The organism is Lapidilactobacillus luobeiensis (assembly GCF_024345205.1).
Lineage (GTDB): Bacteria > Bacillota > Bacilli > Lactobacillales > Lactobacillaceae > Lapidilactobacillus > Lapidilactobacillus luobeiensis.
On sequence record NZ_BROC01000023.1, the window covers coordinates 15023 to 30020 of the forward strand.

The following is a 14998-nucleotide window of genomic DNA, read 5'->3' on the forward strand; positions in this document are numbered from 1 at the left end:
GAACAAGAAAAAGAGCCAAAAAACTACCGACAAAATTGCTGTCGGTAGTTTTTAATGACTCATTAACTGTGGCTGCCACACGCGGCAACCTCTGTCCCTGACAAACTGATCAGGGTTTTCCCACGAAGATCAGTCCTTATTCCTTGCCAGCACGGCGTTGGAAGAATTTGACCAATTCGACGATCAACACCATCAGAACGCCGGCGCCAAGGACCATGCTCCATTGTAATAGATTCAATTCGGTGACGTGGAAGAGGCTGTTGAAGCCTGGCACCACAATGGTCAAAGCGACCATGATGAAGGAAGTTCCCACACCGATGTTGAACATCCGGTTGGCAAATGGATGCACGCTGAAGATCGATTGATGGATCGACTTCACGTTGAACGCGTGGAACAATTGGATCAACGCTAAGGTCGCGTAAGCCATCGTCAATGCGTCCGCGTGCATCGCGTCATTAGAAGCGTGCACAGGGAAGAGGATCGCTAAGCCGTAAACCCCCAAGGTCAACGCGCCTTCCAGGATCCCTTGATAAATGATCGAGGAGCCTACGCCGCCACTAAGGAAGTTCGATTTCCGTCCGCGCGGTTTGCGGTCCATGATTCCTGGTTCCGTTGGCTCTACCCCTAAGGCGATCGCCGGGAAGGTGTCCGTCGCTAAGTTGATCCACAACAATTGCACTGGCTGCAAAATATCCCAGCCCATCAAGGTCATCATGAACAAGGTCAAGACTTCACCTAAGTTAGCGGACAACAAATACTGGATTGATTTTTGAATGTTGGCGAAGACTTTCCGCCCCTCTTCAACGGCCACGATGATCGTCGCGAAGTTGTCATCGGCCAGAACCATGTCCGAAGCACCTTTGGAAACTTCTGTCCCCGTGATCCCCATGCCGATCCCGATATCCGCTGACTTCAGCGCTGGCGCGTCATTAACCCCGTCACCAGTCATCGCCACGACCTTGCCTTGATCCTGCCAAGCTTTGACGATCCGTACTTTATGTTCAGGTGAGACCCGAGCATAAACGGAATATTGTTTCACTTTCTTTTCAAAATCTGCGTCACTCAACTGGTCCAATTCCGCGCCAGTAATGACCGCTTTGTCATCGCCAGGCTTGATGATGCCCAAGCGTCCCGCGATTGCTTCCGCAGTATCTTGATGGTCACCGGTGATCATGATTGGCCGGATCCCCGCTTTTTTCGCATCCGCAACTGCTTGCGCCGCTTCAGGCCGTTCCGGATCGATCATCCCGACTAACCCAGCAAAAATCAAATCTTGTTCCACATTATTCGTATCTGGTTTTTCAGGAACAGCGTCGATGATCTTGTAGGCCATCGCCAAAACACGTAACGCCTTAGTCGCCATTCCTTTATTCTGATTCAAGATTTCCTGCTTGTCTTCAGTAGTCAATGCCCGCACTTCTGTTGGTGTGGCTTGGATCTGAGTGACCCGTTGCAATAGCATATCAGGCGCACCTTTGACTGCAACCAAGAATTTACCATTAGCCATTTTGTGGATCGTTGACATTAACTTTCGTTCTGAATCAAACGGCACTTCCGCGACCCGTGGTTCAGCTTCTAGTTCAGTAGCCACGTGATAGTCATGATCAAATCCGTATTGAACCAAAGCCGTTTCTGTGGGATCCCCAACCAATTTGCCATCATTTTGAACCTTGGTATCGTTACTGAAGGTCATCACCTTCAAAGCCATATCCTGACCTGAGATCGGGTCCGCGGCATTTTGCAAACGACCGTATTGGTAAATTTTTTCAACGGTCATCTTATTTTGAGTTAGCGTCCCGGTTTTATCGGAAGCAACGATCTCTGTGCTACCTAAAGTCTCAACTGCCGGTAATTTACGGACCAAGGATTGACGCTTGGCCATCCGCGTTGTCCCTAAAGCCAAAATGATCGTGACGATCGCGGGTAACCCTTCTGGGATCGCGGCAACAGCCAACGAGATCGCCACTAGTAACATGTTGATAACCAATTCGTTCATTGGTAAGCCATCATGATTGTTTAAGATCCCGACAACAAAAATGATTGCAGCGATGACCAGGATCAACCAAGTCAAAGTTTTCCCTAATGAGTTTAAATTATCCTGTAACGGTGTGTTCGTTTCTTCGGCCTGATTGATCATGCCGGCGATGTGTCCCACTTGGGTATCCATCCCCACGCCAACAACCACGCCGACACCACGACCATATGTCACATTGCTGTTCATATAGGCCATGTTTTTGCGGTCACCGATCGCTATTTCTTCGTCAGGTAACACGCCAGCTTCTTTCTCCACCGGCACCGATTCACCGGTCAAAGCCGCTTCTTCGATCTTCATCGAGGCAGAATCGATCAAGCGCACATCGGCAGGCACGATATCGCCGGCTTCCAGCAAGACAACATCGCCGACGACCAGTTTTTCACTACTGATCGTCTCGACTTGACCACCACGACGAACATGAGCCTCGGGAGTCGACATTTCCCGCAAGGCGTCGATGGCTTCTTCCGCTTTCGATTCCTGAAAGACCCCGAAGATCGCGTTAACGATCACCACGGCTAAAATCAAACCGGCGTCCGCCCATTCTTGAGCAACCACCCCGGAAATCAAGGCCGCGACCAATAAAACTAAAATCATGAAGTCCTTGAACTGATCGAAGAAACGTTGGAACAAGGTCCGTTTCTTCCCCTGTGCCAAGGCGTTGGGCCCATTCTCCACTAACCGTTGTTGGGCTTGGTCAGCGCTGAGACCCTGTTCGCTGGTTTTGAGCGTGGCCAGCAAGTCGGATTTCTTCAGGGCATAAAACCGTTTAGACGATGCCTTGCTTGTCTCTGTCAACAATAATTCCTCCTCTTTCACTCAGGAATAAAAAGAGACCTGTACGCCAAATACACGCACAAGTCTCACTAATTAAGACAAAACCAGAACTTATGTCTTGTTGATGGTTTTGTCGCAGTGGTCACACTGCCAGTTACTCCCTTGTTTTCAAAGCTATTATACTAGAAATACGCGGGTAAAGCAAAGTAAAACCTCGAAAATAGGATATTTTTTTAATCGCACCTAATTTTCTATCACTTCCGCGACTCGCTGCATTGACCATCAGTAAGAAACTGCCGAACTTGATTTGACACGATCATCAGCGCCAAAAATCATCAAAAACCGTGATCGGCAAATGACGCTTGTGCTGCGTCTTGATAAACCATTGCTCGATTTTCTCGGCGGCGGCAGTTGGGATCTCCCGACCTTCCAGATAATCATCGATCTGCGTGTAAGTGACCCCTAAGGCGACCTCATCTGGTAACGCCGGTCGATCTTCTTCCAGATCAGCCGTGGGGACCTTCTCATAGAGATGCTTCGGCGCGTCAAGGTAAGCCAACATCTGTTTACCTTGACGTTTATCTAAGCGATATAACGGCGTTACATCCGCGCCACCATCACCAAATTTCGTATAAAAGCCAGTGATATTCTCCGCTGCGTGATCAGTCCCGATCACAACACCAGCATGAGCGCCGGCGATCGCGTACTGGGCGATCATCCGCTGGCGGGCTTTGATATTTCCTTTGTTAAAATCAGAGATCGACTGCCCCGCTGTCGTTAGCGCAGCCAACATCGCCGCAGTCGCCGGCTGGATATCGATCCGGACGACCTGATCCGCCTGCATCCAAGCGATCGCGGCCATCGCGTCACTTTCATCGGCCTGGATGCCATAAGGTAAGCGGACCGCGAAGAATTGATACGTTTGATCGCCAGTCTCCGCCCGTAATTCGCTGATTGCCATTTGCGCTAACTTGCCAGCCAAGGTCGAGTCTTGACCACCAGAAATGCCCAAGACATAACTTTTTAAAAAAGATTGCCGCCGCAAGTAATCTTTCAAAAAATCCACGGACCGCCGAACTTCGGCATGCGCATCGATCGTCGGTTGCGTTTTTTCAACAGCAATGATCTTTTTTTGTAAGGGCCGCATCAGCCCACTCCCTTTCCGTTCACTATTGCTACTCTTAATTGCTATTTTCTGAAATTACGTCAAGAAGTTTATATCGATTAGAGGCGTTTATGACTATCGCCTTGAGGATTTAAATTTTTGACCATTTGCCGCATCCGCGCGATATGGTTCATTTTATGATCATAAAGTTTCTGTGACAGATCGACAGGATACTCTTGGGGGTTCAGATCACGCTTATACTCTTCCCATAAGGAATCCAGATTTTTGCCCGTTCGCGCCTTGATCGAATCCAAACTAGGCAGGTCATAGACAAGATGACCATCCACAAAAATATCTTTTAAGATCGGCACCGCGTCAAAATCACTGATTGTCTTATTGATATAGGTGTATTTAGGATGGAACATGAACAGCTCTTCATGAGCCAAGGGACTCTCATCCCACAACGTGATGTAGTCGCCTTCAGACTTATCATGCTTCTGCCGGTTGGTGATCCGCCACACCTGTTTCTTCCCAGGTGTGCTGACTTTCTCCGCATTACTGGACAGCTTGATCGTGTCGACCATTTTACCTTGCGTATCCTCGATCGAAACCAATTTATAGACCGCGCCCAACGCTGGCTGATCAAAGGCCGTGATCACCTTAGTCCCCACGCCCCAAACGTCGATCTTAGCACCCTGCATCTTCAAGTTCTGGATCGTTTTCTCATCCAAGTCATTGGAGGCATAGATCTTCGCATTAACAAAACCAGCTGCGTCCAATTGTTGACGGACCCGTTTAGAAATATAGGCCATATCACCAGAATCGATCCGTACGCCTAAGAAATTGATCCGCTCGCCCATTTCCTTGGCTACTCGGATCGCGCTAGGCACACCAGATTTCAAAGTGTCATACGTATCCACTAGAAAAACGCAATCGTGATGAGTTTCCGCATAAGTTTTAAAGGCCTGATAATCATTTTGATAAACTTGGACCAACGAATGCGCATGGGTACCACTGATCGGGATCCCAAAGATCTTGCCAGCGCGAACATTACTCGTCGCGTCAAAACCACCAATGTACGCTGCCCGCGTGCCCCATAAAGCCGCGTCCAATTCTTGCGCTCGCCGCGAACCAAACTCCATCACTGGATCACCATTCGCCGCCGATTTGACTCGGGCCGCCTTCGTCGCGACCAAGATTTGAAAATTGATGATATTCAACAAAGCTGTCTCCACCAATTGACATTGATCTAGGGGTCCTTCAACTTGGATCACCGGCTCCTCATTGAAAACCAAATCACCCTCTTGCGCCGAACGGATCGTACACTCAAACTTCATCGCCGCTAAATATTGCAAATAGTCTTCCGGAAAATCAGTCTGTTCCCGCAAATAAGCCAGATCCGTTTCCGAAAAATGAAAGCCCTGCAAATAACGGACCATTCGTTCCAAGCCCGCAAAAATAGCGTACCCATTTTCGAAAGGGATCTTGCGGAAATAACCTTCAAAAACCGCATGGCGCTTGTGGATCCCCTTCTTCCAATAGGAATACATCATATTGATCTCATAAAAATCCGTGTGAAGCATCAAGCTGTCATCAGGATATATCTTTTGCATCACTGCACCTCGAAGAATTGTTTATGGCACTAATCATAACATAACCGCCGGAATTATGGTTAAAAATACTTTTAAGTCCTTACTTCAAGTTTGCTTGATCAGCCAACAACCAGAAAAAAGCGGCTGACCATAAAAAAAGGAAAGTCAAATGATTGTAACTTCCCCTGCTTAATTTGAAAATCCGCAAATTTAAACTACTCAAAATCGACTGAGTCATACTAAGGTATTTTCTAAAGGGCATCAATTGCTGGCTGTCGCTCAGCAGTTGAGACATCTCTAAACTGAATTCCGCAGTCTTTTCATTTATTTCGAATCGATTTTCTGCATAAATGCTGTTAACGCCTCTTGCCAAGTTGGGATCACAAATCCAGTCGCTTTTACCTTGCTAAGATCCATGATCGAATGTCGTGGCCGGTATGCCTTTTGTGGGAATTGATCAGAATCGACTGGCAACACCTTAACCGCTTTATCCTTAAGGATCTCTTTTGCAAATTCATACCAAGTGCAGTCGTTGTCATTTGATAATTGATACAGTCCAAACGGTAATTGCTTATTCAGCGCAAAGAGCATAAACTCAGCCAAAGTACGCGTCCAAGTTGGCCGTCCTTGTTGATCATCAACAACTGTCAACTGATCATGTGTTTCAGCTAACTTCAGCATGGTATAAACAAAGTTCTTGCCATATTCACCGAACACCCAAGAAGTACGGATAATATAATATTTACTCATGATATTGGCAACGGCTTGTTCACCCGCCAATTTTGTTCGACCGTACTCGTTTTTAGGGGCTGGGACTGTTTCCTCAGTGTACATCTGATCGTTAGTTCCATCGAAAACATAGTCAGTACTAATATAAAACAACGTTGCGCCAACAGCTTCGGCCGCCTGAGCAATATTTTGTGTACCCAAGACATTCACCTTGTAATCGATCGACTTGCCTGGCTCCTCCTCAGCCGCGTCCACAGCTGTATAAGCAGCGCAATGAAAAACGATTGTCGGATGATTCTCATCAAAATAGCGATCAACTGCCGTTTTATCCGTGATATCTAAATCTTGAGCGTCCGTCCCCGTATAGCTCAGATCATGCTCATCTAGTAACTGCCGCAGCTCAGTACCTAATTGTCCGTTGGCACCGGTAATTAAAATTTTCATGGTTTCATCAAACTCCTAGTCTTTTTTCATCAAAACAAGTCTACCTAATATTAATAATACTACATTATCATAACAAAAAAACAGACACCATTTTGATATCTGTTTTAAAAGGCGTTAATGGTTATTGACCATTTTTAGCATACTTCGCTTCAACAGCAGCCTTTTCTGATTTCCACCAATCTTCATGCTCAGTATACCAATCGATCGTATGTTTAAGTCCTGTTTGAAAGTCAGTATATTCTGGCCGCCAGCCTAATTCCTCCCGCAACTTCGTTGAATCGATCGCATAGCGTAGATCATGGCCAGGACGATCGTTAACTTGATCATAAGCATCTTTAGGCTGACCCATCAACTCAAGGATCATCTCTAAGACAGCCTTATTATCCTTTTCACCATCAGCGCCGATCAGATAAACCTCACCGATCTTTCCCTTGGTCAAGATCGTCCAAACCGCTCGAGAGTGATCGTTTGTATGGATCCAGTCCCGAACATTCTTGCCACTTCCGTATAATTTAGGCCGAATACCGCTTAAAATATTAGTGATCTGTCGTGGAATAAACTTTTCGATATGTTGATAAGGGCCATAATTGTTTGAACAATTTGAGATCGTTGCCTTAAGATCAAACGAACGCACCCAAGCATGGACTAATAGATCCGAACTGGCCTTGGATGAGGAATAAGGACTGCTTGGATTATAGCGCGACTCAGGTGTGAATTTCTCGCCTACACCCTCTCCATGACCGGGAAGATCCTCACGCAATGGCAGGTCACCATAGACTTCATCTGTCGAGATATGGTGGAAACGCACATCATATTTACGACAAGCCTGCAATAACGTATACGTCCCTACAATATTCGTTTGAATAAAAGGAGTTGGGTCGATCAATGAGTTATCATTATGACTTTCCGCCGCATAATGGACAACCGCGTCGGCTTTACTAACTAGGCGATCAACAAGTTCTGCATCGCAAATATCCCCCACCACTAATTCGACCCGATCTGCTGGCAAACCAGCTAGGTTCGCACGGTTTCCAGCATAAGTCAATTTATCCAACACAACGACATGTACCTCAGGATGATTATTTACCACATAATGGACAAAATTCGAGCCAATAAAACCGGCACCGCCTGTTACAATGATATTTTTCATTAAAAACACTCCTTAACTAGTTAAACGTAACCTATAGTTCTTACTTAGTCCACCTACATTTACGCACTTATTCAATAAAATCAAGAACACATACAATTCCAGTATGTTTTATCAAACCGGCCAGTATGTCGCAGAAAAATCAGCCCACGGGCCCAGTTTCATTTCATTTGGAAAATGAATTGGTTTTCCCAATATTTCTATATTCCGTCAAAGAACGTTTGCAGTAATATTTATCCGAGACTGTTAAAAACAATTTGATGGCCCGCTTTAATAGTTGGCGCTTGTAACGAGCCAAAAACTTGGTTCTATACTTTGTATAATACAATACTTCACCGGCTAAAATACTATCAAACCGCCCGTGGCTCATTTTTTTGTAATTAAGTACTGATAAATCATGCTGAAAAGTCAGTGATAAGACCTTGACAGCTTTTTGAGCACGACCAATCATAAAAAAAAGCCAATGATCTAAAAAGTCTAGTGGAAACTCCAAATCAAAGCCACCAATTTTTTTGATAAAGTCCAAGCTGATCAAGCTACCAGAATTGATTGCCATAACTGGTTCTTTGTACACACCCGGGCCTAGTGGAATCGAATCGCGATCGATATACTTGTTCCCAGCCAGTGGTGACAACTGTCTAGTATCTGAAAACGCCCGAGGAACGACCGCCACAACATCCGTCTCAAACACTTCTTTAGACATCGCGGTAATAAAGTCAAGATCGATTTTACTATCATGATCTAGCAACAATAAAGCATCACGCCCAAATTTAGTAGCCGCAACGTCACTAGCATAATTATAGGCAACAGCGATTCCGGGATTGGTTGGATCATGATGATATTCAAAAAGCGCATTGCTGATTTGAGGACGTTTCTCCTTCGGACTATTATCATAACAGATCACAGGGATCCCCATGCCAAAAACTTGATTCAAAAAAGGAAATATCGTCGTGTCCTGTATTTTCTTCTTATACATAACGATGACAATCGCAATCTTCGCCATTTTGCACCTCGATTTTAGGCTGTTTCTTTAGAATTTATAGACAACTTATACGCGTAGACAATAACTGGGATCAAGAAACCTAAACCGATCGGGCTATTTAAAAACGGATTGATATTTGTAACTAGGAGCATCGAAATCGTGCAAGCCAACAGACCAATATTGATACTGGCCAGTGACCCAGTCCTTAGAAATGATTTAAAATAGTAAAAAAGCGGCAAAAGTGTGAACAGTAACCAAGCTAACACGCCAATAACTCCTTGCTCGACCAAAATATCAACAAAAGACATTTCGATCCCAGTCGTTCTTTTACCGATTTTAGTGCCATACCCATTCCCGACAACAAGACCAACCTTTGATTTCTTGATGATTTTAATAGAGGCTTTCATCAGGTCATTACGTATGTTCATGCTGATATCTTTGATGGTATCTTCTTCGTTTTCTTTCTGGTATTCTGGAATATCGCCGCCGGGTTGACTAAAGCGGGCCACTGTTGAATGCCCATAGAAGTAAAAGGTTAATCCACATGCCATAACAAGAAAAATAATTCTTTTGATTGCTATTTTTTTGGGCCATAAGAACTTTTCTTTGCCCCAACGCGCAATGACGGCTCGCACAATAACGTAAATCAACAGACCTACAAAATATCCCAAAAAAAGGCCCCTTGTTTCTGATAAAATAATTGAAATCGCATTGATGCCCAGTGTTGTCACATAAAAATAATTGATTTTCTTATCCATTAACATTACGGAGGAAATGATCATCGTAAAAAGGACTAGGAAATGTGACTTGTAAAACACACCCCGCGATGGCCTAAAAAATAAATCTCCTGGAAATATTTTATTGATATCCTTATAAAAGAAATAGAACTGTCGATCAGTCTGAAATTTCCCGATCAAACTAATGGTGATCGTCAAAAGAGAAACAACAATACTTGCAATAAATAGGACCTTAACAAAATCCGCGAGTGTAAACCTATTCTTGCCCAGATAGTAGATCAACGGAATAACAGCAACTACAAAAATCACCCGAAAGGTATCCCGCAAAACATCACCAGTTGGATGATGATGTAAGAAACCAATAGCCGTACTGACCATTATCCACAAAAGCATTGACACACTTAGCCAAAATACTGCCGTCGTGGGCTTCTTAAAATAAGACAGAATTTCATTTCTGGAATCTACATTGAGACAAAACCGGATAAAGAAAACGGCCATCACCAGAAAAAATAAAATCTGTCGAATAGATAGCGGTCCAACAGCCAAGAGTCGTCCGCCACCACCAGCGAATAATTCAAAAAAGAAAATGAGTAACAAACTTTTTTCAAATTTTGTTATTTGTTTAGATACCATTCAATACTCCACTTCCCCAAAAAGGTTTTAAATCAGTAACTTGAAAACTAATGTGCCCTTCTCTTTTTCAAAAAAACATGAATATCAGAAAAGAAACGCGTCCTTAACAGGAGCAAAATTACAAAGTAAGCAATCGCACCGATGATCGAAGTTATCGCTAAATTTGTAAACGTGCCGATTTGCCCGATCTGTACAAACCGCGAGCCTAATAGTACTACCAAAAATGCGAATAGATACTTGATATGTTCGCTAAATAGTGTTTTTAAATCAACTGAATTGCGAACAAAGAAAATCCGTAGAAAGCAAACTAAAAGTTCAGTTAAAACGATTACAACGGTCCCACCATTAGCACCATAGACCTTCGCGATCGGAATATTTGCTGTAACACTAAAGACCGCGCCAACCACGTAGGGGATCATATACTCACGATAAAGTCCTTTTGCTAAGGCTAATTGAGTCGCAAAAACACCGCCATACGCAACAAAAATAATGATCAGGCTCACCCAAAACATATTAAATGTCATTGGTATAAATTTTTTACTGTAGAAAAAGATAATAAATGATTTGGCGTTGATCATCAAAATCAAAGCAAAAAAGAACGCCAACATCAATGTATAATCAGCTGATGCCTTAAACATCTTCAGCAGCTTATCATCTGAACCTTCACGATCCAATTGCGCCATTTTTGGCATGATCACAGTACTGATCGATGTTAAAATCGCCAAAACTATTCGTGCCATTTTTTGTGATTGATCATAATAAGCCAGTTGTGTCGCTCCTGCGATCGTACCCACGATCGTACTATCAACATTGGTATATAATTGTGCAGACACAACGGGAATCGCCAAAAAGAGCAATGGCTTTAGATAGCGAAAATTCGCTGTCTGCCACCGAATGCTTTTTAGGCGGATCCCTAAACTTTTCAAATCGATCAGAAAAATCAAATTGGCGATCAGCATGCCAACACTATTGATGACCATATATTTCCACAAATCACCTGAAGAATGGATCAATGTAAAAATCAGAATAACTGTCGAAATCTTAATAACACTATTTCGTAGGACCACCTTGCTGACATTGCCTCGGCCTATATAGGCCCAAGAGATATCAAGACCATATCCGATCAAATAAGGAATATTCAACAAGAAGTAAAAACGATATGGTAAAAAGAAAAGCACCAATACACTATAAATAATCAGAATGATCAATCCAGCTGTTATTTGGACGATCCATAAGTCTCGGAACTTATCTTCAAGCTCTTCGGCTTTGGCCTGAGCAATCGTTCTTACACCATATTGATTGAGTCCCAATAACATAAAGTTGCCCGCAAAGGCGACGATCGAGCCAACATAACCATTGATACCAACGTTTTCAGTGCTAAATGTACGAGACAGATAAGGTATCGTCAGGATAGGTAACGCTACTAATAGAAATTGATAAAGCGCATTGTAGACGAGATTAACGCTAACTTTTTTCACTCAGTATCTCCTCCGAATAATCCTAAACGATCCATGATCGTTTTGCCAGATTCCTCGACAGGATAGGCATTCACCAACCGATGTAGTTGATGGCGTTTCTCTACTTCAAAATCCTGCGAATCATGATCGATCAAATATTTAATCAGGATTTCTTCTTGATAAACAATTGGGCCTGCGGCAATATCGGCAACATCTTTCGCATATAAGCCTCGATCATTTTTCAAATAATAATCACCGTCATAGAAATAATGCAGGATGGGACGATCTAGATACAGGAAATCGGCATAAACGCTTGAAAAATCAGTCACCAAAAGGTCAGTCGCAATCAAAAGCTCTTGGGTATCGACCTCATCTGATGCCTGAACAATATGATCGTAGTTCTGAACCTCGTATTCACGAAAGCGAAAATGGTGTCTCTTCTCAATAATGTAAATATTTTTATCCTTTAGTTTCTGATCAAACTCTGCGCCTAATGATGCGAAGGCAAATGTCGAAGAATTGCGATCCCGAAAAGTTGGCAAGTATGAAACCACAAATGCATTTTCAGGGATGCCTAAGCTTTTCCTGATGCGTTTAGAAATATCCGGCTTGACAGACTGATCAACCAAAACCATATCACGTGGCTGGGCTGCTTTGATTACTTGTGCCTCGCTGATGCCATAATTACGAAATGCCGATAAAATTCTGGTGGTCATTAAAGGTGAGGTCGAAAGATATCCCGTGAATTGATCATAAACATGGTTTCCTTCGTGCGGATCACTTGACATGTCCGCACCAATTTTCTTAAAAGGAAAACCATGCCATAATTGAACTACTTTCATTCTTCTGTTTGGAACTATCGAACCTAAATCAGTCATGCCGTTCGATACAAATCCATATCCCGCCACTTGTAAAATCCGAAAGGCCGCAAAGGAATTTCTAGGATAAAACGCTACTGCGCCGTGAAAGTCTCGCTGGATTTGATTTCTTAAGCTATCTTGACCTATCCAAACTAGCCGATATGACTTTGCAAAGCCCTGATCGACTAAATATCGCAACAAATAGTATGAATTGTCCGCCGCTTTAGTACCAAACCATGAGCCGAAAACAAGAACTTGATTATCTCGTTTTTTAAAACCGCAGCAAAAATAAATAATTGTTTCTAAAGCAGAGCGCATTTTTTTCTTGAAATTCATTCTAATCCCTCATGTCTCAACGAATAATAGCAAAATCGTTTATTTCCGCCGTTGGCGAAGATCAGCTTTGATCTGGGTCGTTGAGATTTCTGCAGTTCTTGGTAAGTAAATGACCTCAGCACTTGTCTTGTCTCGTAAATAATCAAATTTACCCTGCCAATCATCACCCATTACAAATGTGTCAACATGGTACTCTGCAATATCTGTAACTTTTTGATCCCAGCTTTGTTCAGGTATCACGAGATCAACATATCTAATGGCCTCGAGCAACTGTTTCCTTTTCTCATAGGAAAAATAACATTTCTTTTGTTTTTCATCCCAGTTGAATTCATCAGTTGAAAGTCCGACAATCAAGTAATCACCATACTCTTTTGCACGTCGCAACAAATTGATATGACCATAATGAAGTAGATCGAAAGTCCCATACGTAATTACACGTTTCATACTAAGCACCATTCTTCCTTAAAAGTAAGATTTGCTAATTCTAAAAAAGAATTATGCTACTTCTTTTCATAAACAAAGTTCAAATCAGCATCTTTAAGGTTAGGATGATTTTTATCCTTAGCCGAAAGGATCAAATGCTCGATAGGCATTGGCCACTCGATCGCCAAATCCGGATCATCAAAAGCAATCCCACCATCAGCATTAGGAACATAGTAACCGTCACACTTATAGGCAACATTACAATTAGGTGTCAGAGTCACAAAGCCATGAGCAAATCCCTTAGGAACCAACAATTGGCGATGATTAAATTCGCTTAGAATAAAGCCTTGCCACTGACCATATGTTGGTGAGCCAGCACGAACATCAACGATAACATCATAAATAACGCCAGTCACCGCGCGGAGCAACTTAGTTTGTGCATAAGGCGCTTTTTGAAAATGAAGTCCACGCAGAACACCAGGTTCAACGGAAAGCGACTGATTATCCTGAACAAACTTGATATCGACCCCTGCTTCGTAGAAATGATTTTCAGTATACGTTTCTGTAAAGAAGCCACGATGATCACCGAAAACATCCGTTTCAATAATCTTTGCATCTTGTAACTTTGTATCTAAAACCTTAACCATACTATTTTCCTCTTTCCGCTAATCGTAATAGATATTGACCATACTCGGTTTTCTTAAGCGGCTGTGCCAGCTCTTTCATCTTATCGATCGTAATATATCCCATTCGATAAGCGATTTCTTCAAGACAAGAAATTTGAAGATTCTGCCGTTTTTGAATCGACTGAATGAAGTTAGATGCCTCTTGCAATGACTCGTGTGTACCCGTATCCAACCAAGCAAATCCACGCCCCAACAATTTCACATCTAACTGATCGCGTCGTAAATACTCTTGGTTGACATCCGTGATCTCTAGTTCTCCTCGATCAGAAGGCTTGATATGTTTAGCAATATCAACAACTTGATTATCATAGAAATAAAGACCAGTAACGGCATAGTTGCTTGCCGGGTGCGCTGGCTTCTCCACAATTGACTTGGCATGCATTTGCTCGTCAAAGTCAACGACCCCAAACCGCTCAGGATCATTAACGTGATAACCAAAGACTGTCGCGCCGTTTTCCTTAGCTGCAGCATCTTGCAGTAACTTTGATAAACCACCACCATAGAAAACATTATCACCTAGAATCAAACAAACCGAATCATCACCAATAAAATCAGCCCCTAAGATGAAAGCCTCTGCTAATCCATTAGGATGTTCTTGGATCTTGTAACTGATCCGTAACCCTAAATCAGAACCATCGTCAAAAAGTTCCTCAAATCTTGGTAGATCTTTTGGTGTTGAGATAATCAGAATATCCTGAATACCCGCCAACATCAATGTTGAAAGTGGATAATAGATCATTGGCTTATCGTAGATCGGGATAAGTTGTTTTGAAATTGCCCGTGTTATTGGATAAAGACGTGTACCTGACCCACCTGCAAGAATAATACCCTTCATAATTAATCAATACTTCCCTTCACATAAATTGATTAGATCAAGAACAATAGTACCTGATCAGCAAAGACAGTAACAGCTTGAATGCAAATGTAATTATACCAATAAATAAAGCAATAGTAAAAGCTGGTTCCAGACTAACCGATTCAGTGACTTCATTATTACTCGACGACAAGTTTTTGGAAATCACTGCGAAGGAATGCTTCCATGGCACAGTTACACACAA

12 protein-coding genes are annotated in these 14998 nt (G+C 42.9%); all 12 read right to left on the reverse strand.

Features of this window, described 5'->3' with window-relative positions:
- Positions 1 to 136: 136 nt before the first annotated feature.
- Positions 137 to 2833: a cation-translocating P-type ATPase gene (locus tag OCU21_RS08135; RefSeq protein WP_373875479.1), complete on the reverse strand. Its 2697-nt coding sequence runs from the start codon at positions 2831 to 2833 to the stop codon at positions 137 to 139.
- Between the two features lie 295 nt (positions 2834 to 3128).
- Positions 3129 to 3956 (reverse strand): NAD(+) synthase, encoded by an 828-nt coding sequence (gene nadE, locus OCU21_RS08140; RefSeq protein ID WP_261806915.1) that lies wholly within the window; start codon positions 3954 to 3956, stop codon positions 3129 to 3131.
- 77 nt (positions 3957 to 4033) lie between these two features.
- Positions 4034 to 5527, reverse strand: coding sequence for a nicotinate phosphoribosyltransferase (locus OCU21_RS08145; RefSeq protein ID WP_261806916.1), 1494 nt, complete (start codon positions 5525 to 5527; stop codon positions 4034 to 4036).
- A gap of 303 nt (positions 5528 to 5830) precedes the next feature.
- On the reverse strand, positions 5831 to 6679 hold the full coding sequence (gene rfbD / locus OCU21_RS08150; RefSeq protein WP_261806917.1) for a dTDP-4-dehydrorhamnose reductase: 849 nt from the start codon (positions 6677 to 6679) through the stop codon (positions 5831 to 5833).
- A gap of 121 nt (positions 6680 to 6800) precedes the next feature.
- Positions 6801 to 7829 (reverse strand): dTDP-glucose 4,6-dehydratase, encoded by a 1029-nt coding sequence (gene rfbB, locus OCU21_RS08155; RefSeq protein ID WP_261806918.1) that lies wholly within the window; start codon positions 7827 to 7829, stop codon positions 6801 to 6803.
- A 163-nt stretch (positions 7830 to 7992) separates the two neighbouring features.
- Positions 7993 to 8829 carry a glycosyltransferase family protein gene (locus tag OCU21_RS08160; RefSeq protein WP_261806919.1) on the reverse strand — a complete coding sequence of 279 codons (837 nt, stop codon included), beginning with the start codon at positions 8827 to 8829 and terminating at the stop codon, positions 7993 to 7995.
- A 14-nt stretch (positions 8830 to 8843) separates the two neighbouring features.
- Positions 8844 to 10178, reverse strand: coding sequence for an O-antigen ligase family protein (locus OCU21_RS08165; protein ID WP_261806920.1), 1335 nt, complete (start codon positions 10176 to 10178; stop codon positions 8844 to 8846).
- A 47-nt stretch (positions 10179 to 10225) separates the two neighbouring features.
- Positions 10226 to 11656, reverse strand: coding sequence for an oligosaccharide flippase family protein (locus OCU21_RS08170; RefSeq protein WP_261806921.1), 1431 nt, complete (start codon positions 11654 to 11656; stop codon positions 10226 to 10228).
- Positions 11653 to 12831 carry a CDP-glycerol glycerophosphotransferase family protein gene (locus OCU21_RS08175; protein WP_261806922.1) on the reverse strand — a complete coding sequence of 393 codons (1179 nt, stop codon included), beginning with the start codon at positions 12829 to 12831 and terminating at the stop codon, positions 11653 to 11655. Before OCU21_RS08175 ends, OCU21_RS08170 begins: the two co-directional genes overlap by 4 nt.
- A 39-nt stretch (positions 12832 to 12870) precedes the next feature.
- Positions 12871 to 13275 (reverse strand): glycerol-3-phosphate cytidylyltransferase, encoded by a 405-nt coding sequence (gene tagD, locus OCU21_RS08180; protein WP_261806923.1) that lies wholly within the window; start codon positions 13273 to 13275, stop codon positions 12871 to 12873.
- 56 nt (positions 13276 to 13331) lie between these two features.
- On the reverse strand, positions 13332 to 13901 hold the full coding sequence (gene rfbC / locus OCU21_RS08185) for a dTDP-4-dehydrorhamnose 3,5-epimerase (RefSeq protein WP_261806924.1): 570 nt from the start codon (positions 13899 to 13901) through the stop codon (positions 13332 to 13334).
- Position 13902: 1 nt separating this feature from the next.
- Positions 13903 to 14775 carry a glucose-1-phosphate thymidylyltransferase RfbA gene (gene rfbA, locus OCU21_RS08190; protein ID WP_261806925.1) on the reverse strand — a complete coding sequence of 291 codons (873 nt, stop codon included), beginning with the start codon at positions 14773 to 14775 and terminating at the stop codon, positions 13903 to 13905.
- Positions 14776 to 14998 lie beyond the last annotated feature (223 nt).

What these genes read in the sequence shown, in the direction of transcription:
- OCU21_RS08175 (WP_261806922.1), bottom strand. Translation starts at nt 12,831, where the DNA reads ATGAATTTCAAGAAAAAAATGCGCTCTGCTTTAGAAACAATTATTTAT.
- rfbA (WP_261806925.1), bottom strand. Translation starts at nt 14,775, where the DNA reads ATGAAGGGTATTATTCTTGCAGGTGGGTCAGGTACACGTCTTTATCCA.
- OCU21_RS08160 (WP_261806919.1), bottom strand. Translation starts at nt 8,829, where the DNA reads ATGGCGAAGATTGCGATTGTCATCGTTATGTATAAGAAGAAAATACAG.
- rfbC (WP_261806924.1), bottom strand. Translation starts at nt 13,901, where the DNA reads ATGGTTAAGGTTTTAGATACAAAGTTACAAGATGCAAAGATTATTGAA.
- OCU21_RS08145 (WP_261806916.1), bottom strand. Translation starts at nt 5,527, where the DNA reads ATGCAAAAGATATATCCTGATGACAGCTTGATGCTTCACACGGATTTT.
- nadE (WP_261806915.1), bottom strand. Translation starts at nt 3,956, where the DNA reads ATGCGGCCCTTACAAAAAAAGATCATTGCTGTTGAAAAAACGCAACCG.
- tagD (WP_261806923.1), bottom strand. Translation starts at nt 13,275, where the DNA reads ATGAAACGTGTAATTACGTATGGGACTTTCGATCTACTTCATTATGGT.
- rfbD (WP_261806917.1), bottom strand. Translation starts at nt 6,679, where the DNA reads ATGAAAATTTTAATTACCGGTGCCAACGGACAATTAGGTACTGAGCTG.
- OCU21_RS08165 (WP_261806920.1), bottom strand. Translation starts at nt 10,178, where the DNA reads ATGGTATCTAAACAAATAACAAAATTTGAAAAAAGTTTGTTACTCATT.
- rfbB (WP_261806918.1), bottom strand. Translation starts at nt 7,829, where the DNA reads ATGAAAAATATCATTGTAACAGGCGGTGCCGGTTTTATTGGCTCGAAT.